Here is a 22,248-nt window from a genome sequence, read left to right as displayed (position 1 = left end):
TGCGGAAGCGGCCCTCAGCCGCGCAGGCTGAAGCCGGACAGCCGCGCGCTCGGCAGCGTCTCGATGAGCGGCTCGAGCCGGTCGGCCACCTCGCGCGGGGTGGGCCGGTCGACCGGGTCGGGAGCCATGCAGTCCAGGACGATCCGCTGGAAGCGGGGGTCGACCGACGTCGGCATCGCCTTGGGGGCCTCGCGCAGCTGCGGGAACTCGACGTCCCGGTCGAAGGCGCGGTACCCGCAGGCCGCGCGGAACAGCGTCGCCCCGAGCCCCCACACGTCGCTCGCCGTGCCGGGCACGCCGCGCTCGCCCGGAGCGCACTGCTCGGGTGCCATGTACTCCTCGCTGCCGACCGGGTGGTCCAGCGCGGCGGCGGCGTCGAGGCCCATCGCCACGGACAGGTCGATGAGCTTGGCCGGGGACCCGGCGATGATGTTGCTGGGCTTGACGTCGAGGTGGGCGACGCCCTCCCCCGCCAGGTAGTGCAGGGACGACGCCAGCTCGAGCGCGACGGCGTACAGCTGGTGCGCCGACAGCGCGCCGAACCGGCCGATCTGCTGCGACAGCGTGGTGCCCTCGACGTGCTCCAGCACCAGGTAGGGCCGCTCGCCCTCGTCGTCGTAGGCGAACAGCCTCGTCAGGCCCGGGTGGTTGAGCCGGGACAGCAGGGCGACCTCCCGGTCGAACGACAGCCGGGTGTCGACGTCGTCCACCTTCGACGGACGCACGATCTTCACGACGACCGGCGCGAGCAGCCGCTCGTCGTGCGCGAGCCACACCTCGTAGGCCACCCCGCCACCGAGGTCCTTGAGCACGACCAGACCGGGGGCGATCTCCTCGCCCCCGGTCAGGCCCCAGATGTCGGTGGACATCAGTTCGTGTCGCGCGAAGGAGCGGACGGAGCCGACGGGGCGCTCGGCTTCGACGGGGCGCTGGGCTTGGACGGAGCGCTGACCTTCGACGGGGCGCTCACCTTCGAGGGGGCGCTCACCTTCGAGGGGGCGCTCACCTTCGACGGGGCCGAGGCGACCGTCTTCACCGACTGGCGGGTCGGGGCGCTCTGGCGCGTCTGGATGCTGTTGCGGGTGTCGCGGCTCAGGCGGGTGTCACGGTCGTCGTCGCGGTCACGGTCGTCGTCGGCGGCCGGGACGGTCCAGCTGGTGGAGGTGTCCTCGCGCTTGAGGGCGGGGTCGGTGTCGGCCTGCGCGGTCGAGGCGAGCCCGAAGGCGACGGTCCCGAGCCCGACGGTCCCGGCGACGGCGGCGATCCCGGTGCGGATGGTGGTGTTCATGATCTTCTCCTCTGAGGGGTTCTGTCTCTCTGACATCCCCTACATTGACCGTCGGCGGTGAGGTCCCCGTGAGAGTTCCGTGAGAGGCCTCTCATGGTCGCCGGGACTGGGGCGAAGGCGTCAGAGCAGCGGCCTCAGCGGCCTCAGGAGGATCTCGCAGGCACGGGCCACGACGGTGCGGCGCTGCCACTGCGCGAGGGTCAGCTCGGTGCAGTTGCCGAGGTCCGTGGCGAAGACCTCCTCGAGGTCGCGGGCGAGGCCGTCGTCGAAGATCTCGAGGTTGATCTCGTAGTTGCCCGACAGGCTCAGCCGGTCGATGTTGGCGGTGCCGATGGTCGACCACGAGCCGTCGATCGTCGCCGTCTTGGCGTGCACCATCGCGTCCTCGTACTGGTGCAGCCGCACGCCAGCGCGCAGCAGCCCACCGTAGAAGCCTCGCGACAACCAGTCGGCCAGGACGTGGTTGCTCACCTTCGGCACGATGATGTCGACCTCGACGCCGCGGCGACGTGCGTCCTCCAGCGCCGCGAGGATGTCGTGGTCGGGGATGAAGTAGGCCGCGGTCATGTGGATGTGCGACGACGCCCGGTCGATCGCCTCCAGGTACATCCCGCGGATCGGGAACACCAGCTGACGGGGCACGTTCCGGTGCGCACGCACGTACGGCTGCCAGGTGGGCGTCCCGTTGCTGGGCAGGGGGTCGCCGGGACGTCGCAGGTTCCAGAAGTCGATGAAGGCGTTCGCGAGGTCCCACACCGCCTCGCCCTCGAGGCGCAGGTGGGTGTCGCGCCAGGAGTGCTCGTACAAGGCGCCGATGTTGTAGCCCCCGACGAACCCGACCCGGTCGTCGACGACCAGGATCTTGCGGTGGTCGCGCCCCCAGCGACGACGGTTGAAGACCTGCCAGCCCGCGTTGAAGACCGGGTAGCGCAGCACCTTGACCGGTCGTGGGAAGCGCAGGAAGCGGGGGTCGACCACGAGGTTGGCGAAGCCGTCGTAGATCACCCGGACGTCGACGCCTCGCTCGGCGGCGGCGACGAGGGCGTCCTTGAAGCGACGTCCGGTCTCGTCGGACTTGATGATGTAGGTCTCGAACAGGATCCGGTCCTCGGCCTGCTCGATGGCGCGCAGCATGTCGGCGTAGAGCCAGTCGCCGGCCATGTAGACGGTGGCGCGGTCGCCTCGGCCGACGTCCGTGCGCAGTGGCGCGAGCCGAGGGAAGGGGCGCACGACCTCGCGGCCACGCAGGAGCTTGCGGACCCGGCTCGTGCCCATGAGGGCGGCCGAGATCGCGAGCGCAGAGAAGAACCAGCCCTGGAAGGTCCGCCACAGGATGGCCCGCACCGGGATTCGCGTCATGGTGGCTTCACCCTAGCGATGCCGACGGTCGGGCGCGGACCTAGCCGGGACCCTGGACGAAGACCGCGACAGGTCTGGCGTCGGCACCGCTCTGCTCGTAGAGCGCGAGGAAGGTGCCGTCGGCGAACAGCGCGACCGGTCCGGCGGCCCCGAGGTCGGTGTCCGGCAGCGTGCGGCCGAAGCCGACCGCTCGTGCGGCGTCGGGGGCGAGGTCGTGGGACGGGAAGCAGGCACGCGCCGCGTCGTCGAGTCCGGTCATCTGCAGCTGCTCGGCATGCTGCTCCAGCGTGCGGGCGACGTCGATGCCGAAGCCACCGACCCTGGTACGCCGCAGCATCGTCAGGTGGCCACCGACGCCGAAGGCGTCGCCGAGGTCGCGCGCCAGCGCCCGCACGTAGGTGCCGCTGCTGCACACGACCCGGACGTCGACGTCGAGGACACCGGCGCCGGGACGGAGGTCCTCGACCTCGAACGTCGAGACCGTCACGCGTCGCGACGGGATCTGCACGTCCTCCCCCGCCCGGACGCGGGCGTAGGACCGCACGCCGTCGATCTTGACGGCCGAGACCGACGACGGCACCTGGTCGATCTCGCCGGTCAGTGCCCGTGCACCGGCGGCGACGGAGCGGGCGTCGACACCCGAGGCGTCGACGGTTTCGACGACCTCACCTTCGGCGTCGTCGGTCACGGTCCGCACGCCGAGGCGGATGGTCGCGAGGTACTCCTTGTCGGCCAGCTGCAGGTGGCCGAGCAGACGGGTCGCGCGTCCCACGCCGAGCACGAGCACGCCGGTCGCCATGGGGTCGAGGGTGCCGGCGTGACCGACCTTGCGCGTCCCGGCGAGACGACGCATGCGTCCCACGACGTCGTGGGAGGTCCATCCGGCGGGCTTGTCGACGACGACGAGCCCACTCACCGAGACTCGTCCTGCCCCTCGTCGTCCTCGTCGTCGCGCGGCGCGCGGTAGGGGTCGCCGGCGTACTCGGCACCCGCGGCACGGGAGGCGACCTCCTCGTCGGCCGCACGCGCCTTGGCGAGGAGCTCCTCGATCTGCTGGGCCGTCTCCGGCACCGCGTCGAGGAAGAACTCCAGGCTCGGCGTGTGCCGCAGGGACAGCTGGTGGCCGACCTCCTTGCGGAGCAAACCGGTCGCGCTGCTCAGCGCAGCGCCCGTGTCCTCGATGGCGCGCTGGTCGCCCAGGACGGTGTAGAAGATCGAGGCGTGCTGGTTGTCACCGGTCAGACGGACGTCGGTGATCGTGACGAACCCCAGCCGCGGGTCCTTGACCCGACGCTCGAGCATCTCGGCGACGATCGCCTTGATGCGGTCGGCGAGCTGGTGGTTGCGGTGCCCTGGCATGGGACCTCCTGGTCACGGGCGTGGGTGATGACGGGGTGGACGTGCCCGGGGCCGGTCCGGTGGGACCGACCCCGGGTCGTCTCAGCTGCGAACCTTCTCGCGCAGCTCGAACATCTCGACGACGTCGTCGATCTTGATGTCGCTGTAGCCGCGCAGCACCAGACCGCACTCGAAGCCCTCACGGACCTCCGAGACGTCGTCCTTCTCGCGACGCAGGCTCGAGAGGTCGAGGTTGTCCGCGACGACGGAGCCGTCGCGCAGCAGCCGCGCCTTGGCGTTGCGCCGCAGCGTGCCGCTCGTGACCATGCAGCCGGCGATGTTGCCGATCTTCGAGGAGCGGAAGATCTCTCGGATCTCCGCCGTGCCCAGCTGGTGCTCCTCGAACTCCGGCTTGAGCATCCCCTTGAGGGCCGCCTCGATCTCGTCGATCGCCTGGTAGATGACCGAGTAGTACTTGACCTCCACGCCCTCGCGGTCGGCCAGCTCGGTCGCCTTGCCCTGCGGTCGCACGTTGAAGCCGATGATGACGGCGTTCGACGCGGCCGCGAGGTTGACGTCGGTCTCGGTGATGGCACCGACACCACGGTCGATGACCCGCAGCGAGACCTCCTCGCCGACGTCGATCTGGGCCAGGGAGTCCTCGAGGGCCTCCACCGAACCCGAACCGTCGCCCTTGAGGATGAGCAGCAGCTCGTCGGTCTCGCCCTTCTCCAGCGAGGACATGAAGTCCTCGAGGGTGCGGCGCCCGCTGCGCTTGGCCAGCAGGGCGTTGCGCTCGCGGGCCTCGCGCTTCTCGGCCACCTGGCGGGCCAGGCGGTCGTCGGCGACGACCATGAAGTTGTCGCCGGCGCCAGGGACGGCCGTCAGGCCGAGCACGAGCGCCGGACGCGACGGCGTCGCCTCCTCGATGTTCTCGCCGTGCTCGTCGAGCATGGCGCGCACGCGGCCGAACGCCGGACCCGCGACGACGGAGTCGCCGACCCGCAGGGTGCCTCGGTGCACCAGCACCGTGGCGACCGGCCCGCGACCGCGGTCCAGGTGCGCCTCGATGACCAGGCCCTCGGCGTTCTGCGACGGGTTCGCGCGCAGGTCCAGCTCGGCGTCGGCGGTCAGCACGACGGCCTCCAGCAGGGAGTCCATGCCGGTGCCGGCCTTGGCCGAGACGTCGACGAACATCGTGTCACCGCCGTACTCCTCGGGCACGAGGCCGTACTCGGTCAGCTGGCCGCGAGCCTTCGTGGGATCGGCGTCGGGCTTGTCGATCTTGTTGACCGCCACCACGATCGGCACGCCGGCGGCCTTGGCGTGGTTGAGCGCCTCGACCGTCTGCGGCATCACACCGTCGTCGGCAGCGACCACGAGGATCGCGATGTCGGTCGCCTGGGCACCGCGAGCACGCATGGCGGTGAACGCCTCGTGACCGGGGGTGTCGATCAGCGTGATGCGACGCTCCTCGTCCTCGACCTGCGTCGCGACCTGGTAGGCGCCGATGGTCTGCGTGATGCCACCGGCCTCCTTGTCGACGACGTTGCTGGAGCGCAGCGCGTCGAGGAGCTTGGTCTTTCCGTGGTCGACGTGACCCATGACGGTGACGACCGGCGGCCGGGCGATGAGATCGTCCTCGCCGCCCTCGTTCTCGCCGAACTCCAGCGAGAACGACTCCAGCAGCTCGCGGTCCTCGTCCTCGGGCGAGATGACCTCGACCTCGTAGTTGAGCTCCTCGCCGAGCAGCTGCAACGTCTCGTCGTTGACCGACTGGGTGGCCGTGACCATCTCACCGAGGTGGAACAGCACCTGCACGAGCGACGCGGCGTCGACGCCGATCTTGTCGGCGAAGTCGCTGAGCGACGAGCCACGCGTCAGGCGGACGGTCTCGCCGTTGCCCTTGCGGACCCGCACGCCGCCGATCGCCGGCGCCTGCATCTGGTCGAATTCCTGACGCTTGGCGCGCTTGCTCTTGCGGCCACGGCGCGGCGGACCGCCGGCGCGACCGAAGGCACCCTGGGTGCCGCCACGACCACCGCGGCCGGGACCGCCCGGGCGACCGCCCGGGCCACCGAAGCCGCCACCTGGACGACCGCCACCGGGGCCACCGCCGAAGCCGCCGCCGCCACCGGGACGTCCGCCGCCGCCGGGGCGAGCGCCACCGGGGCCGGGACGCCCGCGGCCGGCCGCAGGACGCTGCTGCGACAGACCCGACTGCTTGGGCATCATCGCCGGGTTGGGGCGCGGCATGCCCGGACGCGCCGGTGCACCGCTGCTGCCACCCTCGCGAGCGGCCGGCGGACGCGGCGGACGGTCCTGCTGCATGCCCTGGCGCGAGCTGAACGGGTTGTTGCCCGGTCGCGCGCCCCCGCGGGGACCCGGCATGGGACCGGGCTTCGGGCCGGGCTTGGCCGGCGCCGAGGACTCCTCGCCACCGGACGTCGGTCCGGACTCCGGTGCGGACGGTGCGGTGGAGGCAGGACCCGGGCGCGGACCCGGCATCGGGCCCGGCTGCTTGGGACCGGGCTGCTTGGGACCGGGTTGCTTGGGACCGGGTTGGGGAGCCGGGCGCGCGGCTGCCGCCGGGGCGGACTGCTCCGCGCCGGCGCCGGCGGGCGCGGACTCGGACGTCGCCTGGGGCTCGCGCTCACCGGTGGGCGCCGCCGGCGCAGCGGCCGGGGGTGCGGCGGGAGCCTTCTTGGCCCCCTTCTTGGCCCCCTTCTTGGCACCCTTCTCGCGCAGGGCGTCGCCGTGCTCCTCCTTGAGACGACGGACCACCGGCGCCTCGACGGTGGAGGAGGCGGACTTCACGTACTCACCCATGTCCTTGAGGGTGGACAGGATGTCCTTGCTCGCTACTCCGAGCTCGCGGGCGAGCTCGTGGACTCTGACAGCCACTGTTCTCCTTCGGGGAGTCCGAACCCGAAGAAGGCTCGAACCGTTAGTTGACGTGCAGGCTCATCGGAAAGTACTCATCGAGTGCTCATGAGCGTGTGCTCCGATTTCGGTCTGGGGACGGGGGTCCGGGGTGGTTGGTCGCTGGCGGGAGGAAGGCGACGACCGCGTCCAGGTCCAGGGGGCCCTCCACCCGGAGTGCCCGCCCGAAGGCCTTGCGCTGTCGTGCTCGCTCCAGACACCGGGGATCGGGGTGCAGGTGCGCCCCTCGCCCCGGCATGGTCCGCCGCGGATCCGGGACGACGGCGACGGGCGTCGTGCCCCGGACGGCGACGAGCCGCACCAGAGTGGTCGCCTCCGCACGCTCTCGGCAACCGATGCACGTGCGGACGACCGAGCCCACTGTACCCGCTGTGCCCTCACCCGGGGCAATCGCGTCCGTCACGGCGTGCGACGAGGCGGTGACGTCTCGGTGTCGGAGCGGATGTCGATGCGCCATCCCGTCAGCTTCGCGGCGAGCCTGGCGTTCTGGCCCTCCTTGCCGATGGCGAGCGACAGCTGGAAGTCCGGGACGACCACGCGCGCCGCCCTCGCCTGCTCGTCCACCACGGTCACCTTCTTGACCTGCGACGGTGACAGGGCGTGGCCGATGAACTCCGCCGGGTCCTCGCTGAAGTCCACGATGTCGATCTTCTCGCCGTGCAGCTCGTGCATGACGTTGCGCACGCGCTGGCCCATCGGACCGATGCAGGCGCCCTTGGCGTTGACGCCCGGGACCGTCGAGCGGACCGCGATCTTCGTGCGGTGACCGGCCTCGCGGGCGATCGCCGCGATCTCGACCGAGCCGTCGGCGATCTCCGGCGCCTCGAGGGCGAACAGCAGCCGGACCAGCTGCGGGTGGGTGCGCGAGACCTTCACGCGGGGTCCGCGTGGGCCCTTCTCGACCTCGTAGACGTAGGCCTTGATGCGCTCGCCGTGGGTGTACTTCTCCTCGGCGACCCGCTCGGCGGCCGGCAGCAGGGCCTCCACCTTGCCCAGGTCGATCAGCACGTCGCCGGGGCGCGAGCCCTGCTGGATGACGCCCGAGACCACGTCGCCGACCCGCCCGGAGAACTCCCCGAACGTCGCCTCGTCCTCGGCGTCGCGCAGACGCTGCATGATGAGCTGGCGGGCGATCGAGGCGGCGAACCTGCCGAAGTCCTCCGGCGTGTCGTCGAACTCCTTGCTGAAGCGGGGCGCGGGGCGTGGGACGCGCAGCGCCGACGCGTCGTCCCCGCCCGTGGCCTCCGTCTCCGCGGAGTCGGAGGAGGAGCGGGGCGTCGGGTCCGCCACCGGGTCGGGCGTCGGCTCGTCGGCCAGGCGTTCCTTCGCCCAGACCGTCACCCGCCCGCTCGTGCGGTCGAGCACGACGCGGGCGTTCTGGTGCGCCCCGGGGGTGCGCTGGTAGGCGGTGAGCAGGGCGCTCTCGATGGCCTCGACGACGACGTCGAAGGAGATGTCCTTCTCCTGCTCGAGGGCACGGAGGGCACGGATGTCGATATCCACGTCAGGACTCCTTGCGCGGCTTGAGCTCGGGGACCACGACGGCGGTCTGCACCTCGTCGTAGGCCAGGCGGCGCGGCTCGGTGCCGACGGTGAGGTCGACGCCATCGGGATCGCTCCCGGCGACGCGTCCGGTGACGGAGGCACCGTCGGCGAGCGTCACTGCGACGAGGCGACCCGCAGCGCGACGCCAGTGCCGCTCCGCGGTGAGCGGGGCGTCCAGGCCGCGGGAGGTGACCTCGAGGGTGTAGGGCTGCTGACCCATGACGTCGCTCTCGTCGAGTGTCGCCGAGACCGCACGCGAGGCCTTGGCGATCCGGTCGATGCCGACTCCTCCGTCGGCGTCGACGGCGATGCGCACGATCCGCTTGGACCCACTGCTCGACACCGCCAACGACTCGACGTCGAGGCCGAGGTCCTCGATCGGTCCGCGCACCACCTCGCGGATCGCGTTCTCCCTTGCGTCGGCCATGTCGACACTGCCTCCCGTGTTCTGTTGTGCTGGTCGGTCCCGGACGGACCCCGAAGGTCCGTGTCGCGGCGTCGGCGCCGCGGGTGTCCCACCCTAGCGAACCGTGCTGGACTACCCTGCGGGTGTGATCAGCCGCCGAGGACTCGTGGGGGCAGCGGCGCTCACCGCGGTCGTGGCCACGGTCGCAGGGACCCGGGCCCTCGGCTACGACGACGACGTGCTCCGGGCCCTCGGAGCCCGGCCCAGGCCGATCCCGGACGAGCAGGACACGGCGCTCCTGGAGGCCGCGGCCCTCGAGCAGGCGCAGCTCGCCGTCGACCTCGAGGCCTTGGCCGAGCGCCACGGCCTCGACGTCGCGGCACTCGTCGCGATCGCCGACGAGCAGCTCGCCGCGCTCGGGGGTGCTCCACGACCCGCTCCCGCGGCGGTGGTCCACGATCCTGCGGACGCGTTGCGGTCGGCCGCCGATGCATGGCAGGCCGTCTCCGAGCGTCGCCGCGAGGACGTCGCGCTCGCCTCGTCCTCAGCGCTCGTGACGGTGCTGGCCTCGCTCAGCGCCGCCCAGGCCGTCGTCTCCGACGTGCTGCGGAGGGACGCATGACGGCGGCATCCGACCCGGCACCGGACACCGGCCGACTGGTCGGCGCACGGTTGAACCAGCTGGAGCTCGAGCACGAGGCCGTGTGGCTGCTCGGACTCGTCGGGGGCCGCGAGGCCGCGCTCCGCGACCGGGTCGCCGACGAGCTGGACCGCCACCTGGCGCAGCGCGACGTGCTGCTGGCGGTCCTCGACGTCGAGGACGTCGACGCCGGTGCACCACGGGCCTCCTACGGTGTCCCGCCGGCCGACGCGGACGCGGCGCGTCTCGCGATCGCGGACGTCGAGAGACGTCTGAGCGCGGCGTGCCTCGCGATCGTGCCCCTGCTCGTGCGTGCGGAGCGGGGCGACGGCGTCGAGGCGGTCGCCGTGGCCGCCCGAGCCGCGGTGCGGTGGGGCGAGTCGCCCCGGGCGTTCCCCGGTCTGGACTGAACGGGGTCGTCCGCTCCGAGCCGTCCGGTCAGCGGCAGGTGCCGCGCAGCTCCCCCACGAGAGCGTCGACGGCGACGTCGCGACGCTCGCCCGTGGCCCGGTCCTTGACCTCGACGACACCGTCGGCGAGACCGCGACCGACGACGACGATCGTCGGCATCCCGAGCAGCTCGGCGTCCTTGAACTTCACGCCCGGCGAGACCTTCGGACGGTCGTCCAGCAGGACGCTGATGCCACTGCCCTCGAGCTCTGCGGCGATCTGCTCCGCCGCCGGGAGGATCGCGGGGTCCTTGCCGGCCGCGACGAGGTGCACGTCGTACGGGGCGAGCTCGCGCGGCCACACGAGGCCGAGCTCGTCGTGCGATCCCTCGATCACGGCGGCGACCGCGCGGGAGACACCGACGCCGTAGGAGCCCATCGTGACGGTGACGAGCTTGCCGTTCTCGTCGAGCACCTGGAGCCCGAGCGCCTCGGCGTACTTGCGCCCGAGCTGGAAGATGTGGCCCATCTCGAGGCCCCGGGCGAGCTCCAACGGTCCGGAGCCGTCGGGGGCGGGGTCACCGGCCCGCACCTCGGCCGCCTCGATCGTCCCGTCGGCGGTGAAGTCACGTCCCGCGACGAGGTCGATGACGTGCGATCCCTCCTCGTTCGCGCCGGTCACCCAGCGGGTCCCCTCGACCACCCGCGGGTCGACGAGGTAGCGGATCCCGGACGCGGAGTCCGTCCCGAGGACACCGGGGCCGATGTACCCCTTCACGAGCGTCGGGTGCGCGGCGAAGTCGTCGTCGCCGAACGGCTCGACCTCCGCCGGTGCGACCTGGGTCTCGAGGCGCTTGGGATCGACCTCGCGGTCACCGGGGACGCCGACGGCGAGCGGTTCGCGGGTGCCGTCGGGGTGGCGCAGCACGACCAGCACGTTCTTGAGCGTGTCCGCGGCCTGCCAGGGCCGGTCGTCGCGCGGGAAGTGCTCCTGCAGGTGGTCGACGAGCGTCTCGATGGTGGGGGTCGCGGGCGTGCGCTCGGCGTGCGCGGGCGGCACGTCGTCGTAGGGAAGCGGCTCGGGCACGACGGTCGTGACGGCCTCCACGTTCGCGGCGTAGCCACCGGGCGACCGCACGAAGGTGTCCTCACCCGTCTCGGCGACCGCGAGGAACTCCTCGCTGGCCGAGCCACCCATCGCTCCGGAGTCGGCGTGGACGACGACGTAGTCGAGACCGAGCCGGTCGAAGATGCGCACGTAGGCCGCGCGGTGCGCCGCGTAGCTCGCCTCCAGGCCCGCGTCGTCGACGTCGAAGCTGTAGGAGTCCTTCATCACGAACTCCCGGCCACGCAGGATGCCGGCACGCGGCCGTGCCTCGTCGCGGTACTTCGTCTGGATCTGGTAGAGGCTGAGCGGGAGGTCCTTGTAGGAGGAGTACAGGTCCTTCACGAGGAGGGCGAACATCTCCTCGTGGGTGGGGCCGAGCAGCATGTCGGTGCCACGGCGGTCCTTCAGGCGGAAGAGGTTCGGACCGTACTCGGTCCACCGGTTCGTGGCCTCGTACGGCTCGCGCGGCAGCAGCGCCGGGAAGCGCACCTCCTGCGCACCGATCGCGTCCATCTCCTCGCGCACGATGGCCTCGACCTTGTCCAGCACCTTGAGCCCGAGCGGCAGCCAGGAGTAGATGCCTGGCGCGGCGCGACGCACGTAGCCCGCACGCACCAGCAGGCGGTGGCTGGGCACCTCCGCGTCGGCCGGGTCGTCTCGCAGGGTTCGCAGGAACAGCTGGGACATGCGCATGCCGAGAGGCTACCGAGGCACCCGGTCCCGTCGCCCGGTCGGTCCGCCCGGGGCGGTCGGGCGGGGACGATCGAGAACGACCCGGTCCGTCAGCGCGGTCCGTCAGCCCGTGCCGTGAACCTCGTGCCGTCGCCCGTGCCGCTAGCCCCGTGCCTTCAGGGCCGTGCGGATCATGGGCGCCTGCAACGGCAGGCGAGCGAGCGTGCCGGCCTTGAACCAACCGGGGGCGCGCTCGCTGCGCAGGACGTCGACGGTCATCTGCACGTTGGCCGGGAAGACGCCGACGAGGAGCGCCGCAGCGAGCGTGCCGCCCGAGCGCCGGGTCCGCGGGTGGGCCAGCATCGCCGCCGCCGCCACCTCGACGGCGCCGGAGGCCAGGACGAGCTCACGGTGGGCCGGGAGCGCCCGCGGGACGATCCGCTCGAACGGCTCGGGCTTCACGAAGTGCGCCACCCCGGCGACGGCCAGGAGAGCGGCGAGGGCCTTGACGTCACGATCCATGACCGCACCCTAGAGCGATCGGAGCCGCGCCGTCGCGCAAGGTCACAGGAGGTAGGAGGCGAAGGTCTCGACCTGCTCGAAACCGACGCGGTCGTAGAGACGACGCGCCGGCACGTTGTGGGCGTTCACGTACAGCGTCACGAGGGGCGCCACGCTCTCGCGGACCTGCTCGACGACTGCCGCCATCGCCGCTGCGGCGATGCCGGTGCCGCGCAGCTCCGGTGCCACCCACACTCCCTGGACCTGGCAGGCCTGGGCCGTCGCCGCACCGACCTCGGCCTTGAAGAGCACCCGGTCGTCCTCGACGATCGCGAACGACCACCCCCAGCCGATGAGCTGCGCCACCCGGGCGCGATAGCCGGACGCTCCCCCAGCCTCGGGGTCCACGCCGACCTCCTCGCGGAACATCGCCACCGACGCCGGGTAGAGCAGGTCGAACTCGTCCATCACGACGCGCCGGACCCGAGGGTCCGCCGCGACCGCCGGAGACCGGTCGAGCACGAGGAACGGCTGGTCGGGCCGCTCGGAGCGAGCAGGCCCCCACGAGGGCCTCACGAGCTCCCACAGGGCGCTGGCCTGGTCCCGGGGACCGACCACCGACGCCGCACGATGGCCGTCGAGCAGCAGCTGGTCGGCGAAGGCCTCGATCGCCTCCGGGGTCGCCTCGACGGGCACGACGTTCGCGCCGGCATGGCACGCCGAGGCGAGCTCGGTGCCGACGTACCACCCGTAGAAGCGGCCGCCCATGAGGACCTCGTGCAGGCCTGTCTGGTCGACGCGGTGACGTGCGAACACGTGCACGGCCGGGTCGCGGTCCATCAGCGCTCGCAGCCGTCCGAGGTCGGCCGGCCCGAGGGTGCACAGACGACCGGCCCCGGAACGCTGCTCGGGCACGGTGTGCGACACGGCTGCCTCCCGGTGAGTGCCTCGCCCGGTTGCCAGGTGAGGACCCCATCGTAGTCCCCGCAGCCGTCCCTGCGCGCGGTCGACGCGACACCGTCGACCCCGCCGCGACCCGTCTCGCCACCTCGTGACCCGGCGTGCTCCTAGGATCCGCCACATGAGTACTCAGCACGCCATCGTCGTCGGCCACGACGGCTCGAGCTTCTCCGACGACGCCCTGCGGTGGGCCCTGCGCTGGGCCGCTCGCACGGGGCTGGAGGTCGTCCTCGTCCGCAGCTGGTCCATCACCACGGCCCCGCGCCCGACGACCGCCACGGCTGGGTACGTCCCGCCGCTGGCCGACTACGCGGAGGCCGTCCGGGAGCGGCTCCGTGCCGACACGGCGGCGTTGCGCGAGACCGCGCCCGAGGTGGTCGTCCGGTTCGAGGCGGCGCACGGCGCCGCCGCCAACCGGCTCGTGGCCCTCTCCGAGCAGGCAGAGCTGGTGGTGGTGGGTCCCCGCGGACGTGGCGGCTTCCGCGGGCTCGTCCTCGGATCGGTGGCCGAGCAGGTCAGCCGACATGCCCACTGCCCGGTCGTGGTCGTGCGCGGCAACGCCGATCCGGCCGATGCCGAGCGGACCATGGTCCTGGACAGTGCCTTCGAGGACGGGGCCTTCGAGGACGGGACCGTCGAGGACGGGACCGTCGAGGACGGGGCCTTCGAGGACGAGACCTAGGAGACCGTGACGCTCGGCGAACCCTCCGCGCCGGACTCCATCTCCTCGGCGATCCGCATGGCCTCCTCGATGAGGGTCTCGACGATCTTGCTCTCGGGCACCGTCTTGATGACCTCGCCCTTCACGAAGATCTGACCCTTGCCGTTGCCGCTCGCGACACCGAGATCGGCCTCGCGGGCCTCCCCCGGACCGTTGACGACACAGCCCATGACGGCGACCCGCAACGGGACCTCGAGACCGTCGAGCCCGGCGGTGACCTCGTCGGCCAGGGAGTAGACGTCGACCTGGGCGCGACCGCACGACGGGCACGAGACGATCTCGAGCTTGCGCGGACGCAGGTTCAGCGACTCGAGGATCTGCTGGCCGACCTTGATCTCCTCCACCGGCGGGGCGGACAGCGAGACGCGGATGGTGTCGCCGATGCCCTTGCTCAGCAGTGCGCCGAAGGCCGTGGCGCTCTTGATCGTGCCCTGGAACGCCGGCCCGGCCTCGGTGACGCCGAGGTGCAGCGGCCAGTCGCCGCGCTCTGCGAGCATCTCGTAGGCGCTCACCATGACGACGGGGTCGTTGTGCTTGACCGAGATCTTGAAGTCGTGGAAGTCGTGCTCCTCGAACAGCGAGGCCTCCCACACGGCCGACTCCACGAGCGCCTCGGGCGTGGCCTTGCCGTACTTCTCCAGCAGGCGCTTGTCGAGCGAACCGGCGTTGACGCCGATGCGCAGCGACACGCCGGCGTCCTTGGCGGCCTTGGCGATGGCACCGACCTGGTCGTCGAACTTGCGGATGTTGCCGGGGTTGACGCGCACGGCCGCGCAGCCGGCGTCGATGGCGGCGAAGACGTACTTCGGCTGGAAGTGGATGTCCGCGATCACCGGGATCTGGCTCTTGCGCGCGATGTCGGGCAGCGCGTCGGCGTCGTCCTGGCTGGGGCAGGCGACCCGCACGATGTCGCAGCCGGCGGCAGTCAGCTCGGCGATCTGCTGCAGCGTGGAGTTGACGTCGGAGGTGAGCGTCGTGGTCATCGACTGCACGGAGATGGGAGCGTCACCACCGACCTCCACCGACCCGACCTTGATCTTGCGGGTCGGACGACGGGGCGCGAGGACCGGAGGCGGCGCCTCGGGCATGCCGAGGCTGATGGGCTGGTTCACGACGACCTTCCTGGAGTTGGCTCGGTCACGACAACCTCACCGGGTTGACGATGTCGACGTAGATCAGGATCACGCTCATGACGATCAGGATGCCACCCACCGCATAGGCGACCGGCAGCATCCTCGCCACGTCGACCGGCCCGGGGTCCGGGCGTCCGGTCAGGCGGGCGACGTTGCGCTTCAGACCCTCCCACAGGGCGCCGGCGATGTGTCCGCCGTCGAGCGGGAGGAGGGGCACGAAGTTGAACAGGGCGAGGAAGAGGTTGAGCGACGCCAGCAGCATCAGCAGGCGCTGTGCCCGCTCGGACCACGTGGGCTGGTCGATCGTCACGAGCTCGCCGGCGACGCGGCTCGCGCCCACGACACTGATGGGACCGTCCTCGGGACGCTCGGCACCGAACGCGGACCTGGTGACGTCGACCATGCGCACCGGCAACCGCACGATGGCCGCGCCGGTGGCCTTGACCTGCTCCCACATGACCTCGCCGACGACGAGCGGGCCCTGGCGGACCTGGTCCTGCTCGGGCTGCACCCCGAGGAACCCGACCTCCTCGGTCCGCTCCGGGTCGTCCAGGGAGGCTCGGGGGATGACGGTCGTGGGGACCTGCTCGGTGATCCGCTGCCCGTCCCTCACGACCGAGATGCTCGCCTCGCGATCGCTGTTGGAGCGGATGAGCCGGCTGAGCTGGTCCCAGCTGGTGATCGCCTCACCGTTGAACTCGACGATCTCGTCGCCCGGCTGGAGCCCGGCGAGGCGCGCCGGGGTGACCGGGTCCTCGTCGGTGCACGTGCGGCCCAGCTCGGCGTCGGTGATGGCACAGTCGGAGACCGCGGCGACGGTCGTGGTGGGCTGCAGCATGCCGAAGCCCATCAGCACGATCGCGAACAGCACCACCGAGATGGCGACGTTCACCATCGGTCCCCCGGCCATCACGACGACCTTCTTCCACCACGGCAGCTTGTAGAAGAGGCGCTGCTGGTCCTCCTCGGTGACGAGCTCGTACTCGGCGTGACGGGCATCGGCGACGAGCTGGGTGAACAGGCCGGTGTTGGTGTCGCGCACCACGGCCGGGTCCTGCTCCTTCGCCGGCGGGAGCATGCCGACGAGCTTCACGTAGCCGCCGAGGGGGATGGACTTCAGGCCGTACTCGGTCTCGCCGCGACGCGTGGACCAGATGGTGTTGCCGAACCCGACGAAGTACTGCGTGACCTTGACCCCGAACTTCTTGGCGGGATAGAGGTGGCCGACCTCGTGCAGGGCGATCGAGGCGATCACGCCGACGACGAAGACGAGGACGCCGAGCGTGTAGATGAGTGCCGTCACCGCTGCTCCACCAGGGTCATGGCGCGCTCGCGCGCGCGTCGGTCGGCGTCCAGGACGGTCGCCAGGGTCAGGGGGCCCCGGGCCACGTCGGGGTCCGCCACGTGCTCGGTGAGCACCTGGCCCACCACGTCGACTATGCCGAGGAAGTCCACGTCCCCCGCCACGAAGGCGTCGACACAGACCTCGTTCGCGGCGTTGAAGGTCGCCGGCGCGGTGCGACCGAACTCCCCAGCGGTCCGGGCGAGGGACACCGCGGGGAACGCGGTCTCGTCGAGAGGGAAGAACTCCCACGTCGCGGGGGCGCTCCAGTCGCACGGCGTGCTCGTGCCAGGGACCCGCTGCGGCCACGCGAGTCCGAGAGCGATCGGCAGGCGCATGTCCGGCGGCGAGGCCTGCACCATGGTCGAGCCGTCGACCATCTCGACCATGGAGTGCACAACCGACGTCGGGTGCACCACGACGTCGATCCGGTCGAAGCCGATGTCGAAGAGCAGGTGGGCCTCGATGACCTCGAGCCCCTTGTTCACGAGGGTGGCGGAGTTGATGGTGATGACCGGTCCCATGTCCCACGTGGGGTGGGCCATGGCCTGCTCGGGGGTGACGTCGACGAGCTCTTCTCGCGTGCGCCCGCGGAAGGGACCGCCGCTCGCGGTCACGACGAGCCGAGCGACGTCCTCGGGCCGCTCCCCCCTGAGTGCCTGGGCGATGGCGGAGTGCTCGGAGTCCACCGGCACGAGCTGCCCCGGCTTCGCGGCGTCCTTGACCAGTGCGCCGCCCATGATGAGCGACTCCTTGTTCGCCAGGGCGAGTGTCGTCCCGGATTCGAGGGCCGCGAGGGTCGGCTCGAGGCCGACGGCGCCGGTCATGCCGTTGAGGACGACGTCGCACCGGACCCTCGCCGCCTCGGTGGCGGCGCTCGGTCCGGCGACCAGTCGCGGGATGCGGTGGTCGCCCTCGCGCCAGCCGCGCCTCTGGGCCTCGGCGTAGATCGCCAGCTGGACGTCCTGCGCGGAGGTGGCCCGAGCGACGGCGACCAGCTCCACCTCGTGGGCGATGGCCTGTGCCGCCAGCGTCGCGGGGTCCGCGCCCCCGGCGGCCAGAGCCACCACGTCGAAGCGATCGGGGTTGGCGGCGACGACCTCGAGGGCCTGGGAACCGATCGACCCGGTGGAACCGAGGATGGCGACACGCTTGCGCATGCCGCCATCCTCTCTCATCGGGGTCGGATGAGTGTCCCGCCCACGGACCCCGAGCTCGTGGTGCGTTGCCGGGTCACTTCACCTCGGCGCGCAGCAGCCTGATGATGCCGAACGTCAGGGGCAGCACCAGCCAGATCACGCCGGACGTCACGATCTGCGCCCACTCCTGGCCGGTCGGTGTCCCGTCACCGGTGAACAGGGGGACCTGGGCGGTGTTGAACTCGATCCACGGAGCGAGGTCCCCGAACCACTCGATGAGCGCGCCGACGATGCCGACGACGATCGGCAGCACGAGGGAGTACACGAAGTACGCCACGATGGCCGCCGGCGTGTTCATCAGGAGCATCGCGAAGGCGAAGCCGATGAGGACCACGATCAGGTTGGTGACGAAGAACGTGAAGAGCTCGCGCCCGTCGATCGTCCAGGAGACGTCCAGACCGCGGACGCCCGAGGCCAGTCCCGTGCCGATGGCCGCCAGGACCATCGACAGCAGCAGCACGGCGACCGACAGCAGGAGGCCGGCGACCAGCTTGGCGGTGACGACGCGCGAGCGCCGAGGCTCGAGCGAGAAGGTGACCAGCGCCGTGCGCTGACTCCACTCCGACGTCACGAGCATGATCGCGATGATGGGCAGGAAGTAGCCCAACGTCCCTCCCATGGCGCTCAGGAAGAAGCTGAAGTCCTGGTTGCCGGGCTCGACGAGGAACGCCAGGATCAGCATCACGACCGCGCACAGGGCGAGGATGGAGATGCTGAACCAGCGGCCGGCGCGGGTGTCGAGCGACTTGCGCAGCTCGACGCCGACGAGGCGGGTCAACGGGACCGCCGGGCGGTCGGTGTCGATGGTGACGGGGGTGACAGGGGTCGACGCCGTGCTCATGCGGGCACTCCTCGGGTGGTCTGGTCACGCTGGTTCGGGGCGGTGAGCTGCAAGAACATCTCCTCGAGGCCGGCTCCGTCGGCCGGACGCAGCTCGACGAGGGCGACACCGGCGGCAGCAGCCACCTGGCCGACCTTCTCGGGTGCCGCCTCGACCCCGAGGCCTTCCCCGGACGCGTTCGCGGCGATCCCCGCGTCCCGCAGCGCCGCCGCGAGGGCGGCGTTGTCACCGGCACGGACGAACGTGCCGTCGCCGCGCAGGAGCTCCTCCTTGGTGCCCTGCGCGACGATGCGGCCGTTGCCGATCACGATGATCTCGTCGGCGATGATCTGGATCTCGTGCAGCAGGTGCGAGGACAGCAGCACGGTGCCACCGCGGTTGGCGTACTCGCGCAGCAGGCTGCGCATCCAGTGGATGCCTGCCGGGTCGAGCCCGTTGGCCGGCTCGTCGAGGATGAGGATCTTGGGGTCACCGAGCAGCGCGTGGGCGATGCCGAGCCGCTGCCGCATGCCGAGCGAGTAGTTGCGCACCCGCCGCTTGGACTCCTTGTCGGTGAGGCTGACGAGATCGAGCATCTCGTCGACGCGCGAGGCCGGCAGGCCCATCGTCTTCTGCCCGATGGTGAGGACCTCGCGACCCGTGCGGCCCGCGTGCTGGGCCGAGGCGTCCAGCAGGACGCCGACCTGGGTGCCCGGGTTGGGGATGTCGCGGTAGCTCACGCCGGAGACGGTCGCCTTCCCGGACGAGGCGATGGTCAGACCGGCCATGATGCGCATCGTCGTGGACTTGCCGGCGCCGTTCGGTCCGAGGAACCCGGTGACCGTGCCGGGCCGGCAGGTGAAGGAGACGTCGTCGACGGCGGTGAAGCCCCCGTACGTCTTGGTGAGGTGTTCGACCTGGATCATGGCCCATACTCTGCCCGACGCGTCGGCCGGACACATCCACCCCGAGGCGGGAACGGCCTCAGCCGAAAGGACGAGCCGGCCGCGACCTCCGCCCGAGGTGGAAGGCCCGCGGATCGTCCTAGGGTGACGCCATGACCTCGTCCGCCCCTGCCCTGACCCGCTGGGGCATCGCGTGGCGGTTCGTGCTGGCGGCGCTCATCGGCGCCCTGGCCTGGTCGGAGCTGGCGATCTGGCAGTGGCGCGAGGCCCGCTCCTGGTTCTGGCTGGACCTCGCGCTCGGTCTGACGTGCCTGGTGGTGGCCTGGTGGCGGCGCGAGCACCCGGTCGTCGTGACGACGGTGATCACCCTGGCGACCGCCGTCTCGGCCTCCGCCGGGGGCGCGGCGACCCTCGCGCTGTTCTCCCTGGCGACGCGACGCCGGTGGCGCGAGATCGTGCCACTGGCGATCCTGTCCTTCGTCGCCGGCGTCGTGCTCACCGCCTTCGACCCGACGGTCGACGTCGAGGCCGTCATCATCTACCCGCTCATCGCCGTCGTCGTCGGGTTCACCATCGGGTGGGGGATGTACGTCGGCTCACGACGTGAGCTCCTGCAGAGCCTGCGGGACCGTGCACGCACCGCCGAGACCGAGCAGGCCGCGCGCATCGCCCAGGCGCGCACCGCCGAGCGTGCCCGGATCGCCCGCGAGATGCACGACGTGCTGGCCCACCGGATCTCCCTGGTCACGATGCACGCCGGCGCCCTGACCTACCGCTCCGACCTGGAGCCGACCCAGGTCCGTGAGACCGCCGGACTCATCCGGTCGACCGCGCACCAGGCGCTGGTGGAGCTGCGCGAGGTGCTCGGGGTGCTGCGCGAGGACGCCGGTGACGCCGTGCCCGAGCCCCCGCAGCCCGACGCCTCGGACCTGGCGACCCTGCTCGAGGAGGCACGCGACGGCGGGATGCGTCTGCTCGTGCACACCGAGGACGTCGACCTCGACGTCGTCCCGCCCACCGTCGGGCGCACGGCCTACCGACTGGTGCAGGAGGCGCTCACCAACGCCCGCAAGCACGCACCTGACACGCTCGTCCAGGTCCGCATCGCGGGACGAGCCGGTGAGTCGCTGGAGATCTCGGTCCGCAACCGCTTGCCGCTCGGCCCTACGGCGGCCGTGCCCGCCTCCGGGCTCGGACTCGTGGGCCTGCAGGAGCGCGCCGAGCTCGCCGGAGGCACCTTGCGGCACCGGCTCGAGCACGACTCCTTCGTCCTGGAGGGGGCACTACCGTGGCCCCCATGACCCGCGTGCTGATCTGCGACGACGACGCCCTGGTCCGGGCGGGACTGACCCTCATGCTCGGCGAGGAGGACGGCGTCGAGGTGGTCGGCGAGGTCGGCGACGGTCGCGCGGCACTCGAGGCCGTCCAGGCCGGCGGGGTCGACCTCGTCCTCATGGACCTGCGGATGCCGGTCATGGACGGCATCGACGCCACCCGCGCCATCGTCGAGCTCGACCGCGGGACCAAGGTGATCGTGCTCACGACCTTCGACGCCGACGACTACGTCGTCCGGGCGCTGGCGGCCGGCGCCCACGGCTTCCTGCTGAAGGACACGCCGCCGGCGCAGATCGCCGACGCCATCGGCGCGGTCGCCGGCGGCGAGCCCGCCCTGTCCCCCGGCATCACGAGACGCCTCATCGAGCAGGTCACCGAGGGCAGCGGTCCGGACACGCGTTCGGAGCAGGCCCGGGCCCGCCTCGACCTGCTCACCGAGCGCGAGAGGGACGTCGCCATCGCGATCGCTCGCGGAGGGTCCAACGCCGAGATCGCCGCCGAGCTCTACGTGAGCCTCGCCACCGTCAAGGCGCACGTCTCCCACGTCTTCGACAAGCTGGGCACCGTGAACCGGGTGCAGGTGGCGATCTGCGTCCACGAGGCCGGACTGCTCCGTGACGCCGCTCGCCCTAGCGTTGGACCATGAGCACATCGGTCACCTCCGCCCTCGACACCCTGCTCGACAAGTCCGTCGTGCTCGGATACACCTCCATCGGTCCGCGGGTACGGCGACGCTGGTGGCCGGCCGACCCCGATGCCGGTGCGCTCGTCGGCCGGCGCGTCGTCGTCACCGGCGCCAGCGGAGGTCTGGGCGAGGCCACCGCAGTCGGTCTCGCCCGCCTCGGCGCCTCGGTCCACCTCGTCGGACGCACCGCCGAGCGCCTCGCTGCGGCGGCGGACCGGATCCGGCACGCCGTGCCCGGGACCCGGGTCGTCGAGGACGTCTGCGACGTCTCGGACCTCGATGCCGTGCGTGCCTACGCCGAGCGGCTGCGCCAGGACCACGCGAGCCTGGACGCCCTCGTCCACTGCGCGGGCGTCATGCCCGCGCAGCGGCAGGAGTCGGTGCAGGGTCACGAGTCGACGCTGGCCACGCACGTCCTGGGACCGTTGCTGCTGACCAGGCTGCTCCGTCCCCTGCTCGCCTCCTCGGACGACCCGCGGGTCGTGGTGGTCTCGTCCGGCGGCATGTACACCGCCCCGCTGGACGCCACGATCGCCGGGGACCTCGAGTATCGCGACGGTGACTACGACGGGGTGCGCGCCTACGCGCGCACCAAGCGTCTGCAGGTCGTCCTGGCCGAGGAGCTCGCCGACGAGCTCCGCGAGGACTCGATCGCCGTGAACAGCATGCATCCGGGGTGGGCCGACACCCCCGGTGTCACGGACGCGCTCCCGCGGTTCGCGTCCCTGCTCGGTCCGTTCCTGCGAACGCCCGAGGACGGTGCCGACACGATCGTGTGGCTCGTCGCCGCTCCCGGGGGCCGCCGACGCAGTGGGCTGTTCTGGTGCGATCGTCGGCCACGGCCGACGTCCTTCCTGCCCGGCCGTGGGGAGGACGTGCAAGCCCGGCGGCGCGTCTGGGCCGGCGTGGAGGCCCTGGTCGCCGACGGCTGACCGCTCGGCGGTCGTGGAGCCGCTCCG

At 71.6% G+C, this 22,248-nt stretch carries 23 protein-coding genes; 6 read left to right on the top strand and 17 right to left on the bottom strand.

Annotated features, from left to right (window positions below; translation table 11 throughout):
- Window positions 1–14: 14 nt before the first annotated feature.
- The 9 genes from ABD213_RS09840 to rimP form a co-directional block, all read right to left on the bottom strand.
- Window positions 15–869: a serine/threonine-protein kinase gene (locus ABD213_RS09840; protein ID WP_344327457.1), complete on the bottom strand. Its 855-nt coding sequence runs from the start codon at window positions 867–869 to the stop codon at window positions 15–17.
- Complete coding sequence (locus ABD213_RS09835; RefSeq protein ID WP_344327454.1) at window positions 869–1,288, bottom strand: hypothetical protein; 420 nt, start codon at window positions 1,286–1,288, stop codon at window positions 869–871. The genes ABD213_RS09840 and ABD213_RS09835 overlap by 1 nt, the downstream gene beginning before the upstream one ends.
- A gap of 120 nt (window positions 1,289–1,408) precedes the next feature.
- A complete protein-coding gene (locus tag ABD213_RS09830; protein WP_344327452.1) occupies window positions 1,409–2,647 on the bottom strand; it encodes a phospholipase D-like domain-containing protein in 1,239 nt (412 codons plus the stop codon).
- 40 nt (window positions 2,648–2,687) lie between these two features.
- Entirely contained in the window at window positions 2,688–3,563 is an 876-nt protein-coding gene (gene truB, locus ABD213_RS09825; protein WP_344327449.1) for a tRNA pseudouridine(55) synthase TruB, read from the bottom strand.
- Complete coding sequence (gene rbfA, locus ABD213_RS09820) at window positions 3,560–4,006, bottom strand: 30S ribosome-binding factor RbfA (protein WP_344327447.1); 447 nt, start codon at window positions 4,004–4,006, stop codon at window positions 3,560–3,562. The genes truB and rbfA overlap by 4 nt, the downstream gene beginning before the upstream one ends.
- An 81-nt stretch (window positions 4,007–4,087) precedes the next feature.
- Window positions 4,088–6,889, bottom strand: coding sequence for a translation initiation factor IF-2 (gene infB, locus ABD213_RS09815; protein WP_344327445.1), 2,802 nt, complete (start codon window positions 6,887–6,889; stop codon window positions 4,088–4,090).
- Between the two features lie 85 nt (window positions 6,890–6,974).
- Window positions 6,975–7,385: a YlxR family protein gene (locus tag ABD213_RS09810; protein ID WP_344327443.1), complete on the bottom strand. Its 411-nt coding sequence runs from the start codon at window positions 7,383–7,385 to the stop codon at window positions 6,975–6,977.
- Window positions 7,328–8,431 (bottom strand): transcription termination factor NusA, encoded by a 1,104-nt coding sequence (nusA, locus tag ABD213_RS09805; RefSeq protein ID WP_344327441.1) that lies wholly within the window; start codon window positions 8,429–8,431, stop codon window positions 7,328–7,330. Before nusA ends, ABD213_RS09810 begins: the two co-directional genes overlap by 58 nt.
- Before the next feature lies 1 nt (window position 8,432).
- On the bottom strand, window positions 8,433–8,900 hold the full coding sequence (rimP, locus tag ABD213_RS09800; RefSeq protein ID WP_344327440.1) for a ribosome maturation factor RimP: 468 nt from the start codon (window positions 8,898–8,900) through the stop codon (window positions 8,433–8,435).
- A gap of 124 nt (window positions 8,901–9,024) precedes the next feature.
- On the opposite strand from rimP, the gene ABD213_RS09795 reads away from it, so the two are divergent.
- Together ABD213_RS09795 and ABD213_RS09790 are read left to right on the top strand one after the other, a co-directional pair.
- Window positions 9,025–9,501 (top strand): hypothetical protein, encoded by a 477-nt coding sequence (locus tag ABD213_RS09795; protein WP_344327438.1) that lies wholly within the window; start codon window positions 9,025–9,027, stop codon window positions 9,499–9,501.
- On the top strand, window positions 9,498–9,929 hold the full coding sequence (locus ABD213_RS09790; protein ID WP_344327437.1) for a DUF4439 domain-containing protein: 432 nt from the start codon (window positions 9,498–9,500) through the stop codon (window positions 9,927–9,929). Before ABD213_RS09795 ends, ABD213_RS09790 begins: the two co-directional genes overlap by 4 nt.
- A gap of 28 nt (window positions 9,930–9,957) precedes the next feature.
- Here the strand turns inward: ABD213_RS09790 and ABD213_RS09785 are convergent, their stop codons facing one another.
- From ABD213_RS09785 to ABD213_RS09775, 3 genes are all read right to left on the bottom strand, one after another.
- Complete coding sequence (locus tag ABD213_RS09785; RefSeq protein WP_344327735.1) at window positions 9,958–11,703, bottom strand: proline--tRNA ligase; 1,746 nt, start codon at window positions 11,701–11,703, stop codon at window positions 9,958–9,960.
- Between the two features lie 147 nt (window positions 11,704–11,850).
- Entirely contained in the window at window positions 11,851–12,210 is a 360-nt protein-coding gene (locus tag ABD213_RS09780; RefSeq protein WP_344327436.1) for a DoxX family protein, read from the bottom strand.
- A gap of 42 nt (window positions 12,211–12,252) precedes the next feature.
- Window positions 12,253–13,116: a GNAT family N-acetyltransferase gene (locus ABD213_RS09775; protein WP_344327434.1), complete on the bottom strand. Its 864-nt coding sequence runs from the start codon at window positions 13,114–13,116 to the stop codon at window positions 12,253–12,255.
- A gap of 154 nt (window positions 13,117–13,270) precedes the next feature.
- On the opposite strand from ABD213_RS09775, the gene ABD213_RS09770 reads away from it, so the two are divergent.
- On the top strand, window positions 13,271–13,831 hold the full coding sequence (locus ABD213_RS09770) for a universal stress protein (RefSeq protein WP_344327433.1): 561 nt from the start codon (window positions 13,271–13,273) through the stop codon (window positions 13,829–13,831).
- Here the strand turns inward: ABD213_RS09770 and ispG are convergent.
- From ispG to ABD213_RS09745, 5 genes are all read right to left on the bottom strand, one after another.
- Window positions 13,828–14,958: a flavodoxin-dependent (E)-4-hydroxy-3-methylbut-2-enyl-diphosphate synthase gene (gene ispG, locus ABD213_RS09765; RefSeq protein WP_344327731.1), complete on the bottom strand. Its 1,131-nt coding sequence runs from the start codon at window positions 14,956–14,958 to the stop codon at window positions 13,828–13,830. The genes ABD213_RS09770 and ispG overlap by 4 nt on opposite strands.
- Window positions 14,959–15,007: 49 nt before the next feature.
- Window positions 15,008–16,306 (bottom strand): M50 family metallopeptidase, encoded by a 1,299-nt coding sequence (locus ABD213_RS09760; RefSeq protein WP_344327430.1) that lies wholly within the window; start codon window positions 16,304–16,306, stop codon window positions 15,008–15,010.
- Window positions 16,303–17,505, bottom strand: a complete 1,203-nt coding sequence (gene dxr / locus ABD213_RS09755) for a 1-deoxy-D-xylulose-5-phosphate reductoisomerase (RefSeq protein ID WP_344327429.1) — start codon at window positions 17,503–17,505, stop codon at window positions 16,303–16,305. Before dxr ends, ABD213_RS09760 begins: the two co-directional genes overlap by 4 nt.
- Window positions 17,506–17,578: 73 nt before the next feature.
- Window positions 17,579–18,385 (bottom strand): ABC transporter permease, encoded by an 807-nt coding sequence (locus ABD213_RS09750; protein ID WP_344327428.1) that lies wholly within the window; start codon window positions 18,383–18,385, stop codon window positions 17,579–17,581.
- A complete protein-coding gene (locus ABD213_RS09745) occupies window positions 18,382–19,290 on the bottom strand; it encodes an ABC transporter ATP-binding protein (RefSeq protein WP_344327427.1) in 909 nt (302 codons plus the stop codon). Before ABD213_RS09745 ends, ABD213_RS09750 begins: the two co-directional genes overlap by 4 nt.
- A gap of 131 nt (window positions 19,291–19,421) precedes the next feature.
- Between ABD213_RS09745 and ABD213_RS09740 the strand changes: the two genes are divergently transcribed.
- The 3 genes from ABD213_RS09740 to ABD213_RS09730 are packed head-to-tail and all read left to right on the top strand — an operon-like array spanning window position 19,422 to window position 22,221.
- Window positions 19,422–20,570, top strand: a complete 1,149-nt coding sequence (locus ABD213_RS09740) for a sensor histidine kinase (protein WP_344327426.1) — start codon at window positions 19,422–19,424, stop codon at window positions 20,568–20,570.
- A complete protein-coding gene (locus ABD213_RS09735; protein ID WP_344327424.1) occupies window positions 20,567–21,250 on the top strand; it encodes a response regulator in 684 nt (227 codons plus the stop codon). The genes ABD213_RS09740 and ABD213_RS09735 overlap by 4 nt, the downstream gene beginning before the upstream one ends.
- Entirely contained in the window at window positions 21,247–22,221 is a 975-nt protein-coding gene (locus tag ABD213_RS09730; protein WP_344327422.1) for an SDR family NAD(P)-dependent oxidoreductase, read from the top strand. Before ABD213_RS09735 ends, ABD213_RS09730 begins: the two co-directional genes overlap by 4 nt.
- Window positions 22,222–22,248: the final 27 nt, after the last annotated feature.

Origin of the sequence: Aeromicrobium halocynthiae, from assembly GCF_039531385.1 — a bacterium.
In the GTDB taxonomy this organism is placed as follows: Bacteria; Actinomycetota; Actinomycetes; order Propionibacteriales; family Nocardioidaceae; genus Aeromicrobium; species Aeromicrobium halocynthiae.
The sequence above is the reverse complement of the archived record's forward strand: the minus strand, read 5'-3'. Positions and strand labels throughout refer to the sequence as shown.

Coding starts and splice junctions, on each gene's coding strand:
- ABD213_RS09840 (WP_344327457.1), bottom strand. CDS start 869: ATGTCCACCGACATCTGGGGCCTGACCGGGGGCGAGGAGATCGCCCCC.
- ABD213_RS09785 (WP_344327735.1), bottom strand. CDS start 11,703: ATGTCCCAGCTGTTCCTGCGAACCCTGCGAGACGACCCGGCCGACGCG.
- ABD213_RS09835 (WP_344327454.1), bottom strand. CDS start 1,288: ATGAACACCACCATCCGCACCGGGATCGCCGCCGTCGCCGGGACCGTC.
- ABD213_RS09745 (WP_344327427.1), bottom strand. CDS start 19,290: ATGATCCAGGTCGAACACCTCACCAAGACGTACGGGGGCTTCACCGCC.
- ABD213_RS09740 (WP_344327426.1), top strand. CDS start 19,422: ATGACCTCGTCCGCCCCTGCCCTGACCCGCTGGGGCATCGCGTGGCGG.
- rbfA (WP_344327447.1), bottom strand. CDS start 4,006: ATGCCAGGGCACCGCAACCACCAGCTCGCCGACCGCATCAAGGCGATC.
- ABD213_RS09780 (WP_344327436.1), bottom strand. CDS start 12,210: ATGGATCGTGACGTCAAGGCCCTCGCCGCTCTCCTGGCCGTCGCCGGG.
- dxr (WP_344327429.1), bottom strand. CDS start 17,505: ATGCGCAAGCGTGTCGCCATCCTCGGTTCCACCGGGTCGATCGGTTCC.
- ABD213_RS09810 (WP_344327443.1), bottom strand. CDS start 7,385: ATGGCGCATCGACATCCGCTCCGACACCGAGACGTCACCGCCTCGTCG.
- ispG (WP_344327731.1), bottom strand. CDS start 14,958: ATGCCCGAGGCGCCGCCTCCGGTCCTCGCGCCCCGTCGTCCGACCCGC.
- ABD213_RS09735 (WP_344327424.1), top strand. CDS start 20,567: ATGACCCGCGTGCTGATCTGCGACGACGACGCCCTGGTCCGGGCGGGA.
- ABD213_RS09750 (WP_344327428.1), bottom strand. CDS start 18,385: ATGAGCACGGCGTCGACCCCTGTCACCCCCGTCACCATCGACACCGAC.
- ABD213_RS09730 (WP_344327422.1), top strand. CDS start 21,247: ATGAGCACATCGGTCACCTCCGCCCTCGACACCCTGCTCGACAAGTCC.
- ABD213_RS09830 (WP_344327452.1), bottom strand. CDS start 2,647: ATGACGCGAATCCCGGTGCGGGCCATCCTGTGGCGGACCTTCCAGGGC.
- rimP (WP_344327440.1), bottom strand. CDS start 8,900: ATGGCCGACGCAAGGGAGAACGCGATCCGCGAGGTGGTGCGCGGACCG.
- ABD213_RS09770 (WP_344327433.1), top strand. CDS start 13,271: ATGAGTACTCAGCACGCCATCGTCGTCGGCCACGACGGCTCGAGCTTC.
- ABD213_RS09790 (WP_344327437.1), top strand. CDS start 9,498: ATGACGGCGGCATCCGACCCGGCACCGGACACCGGCCGACTGGTCGGC.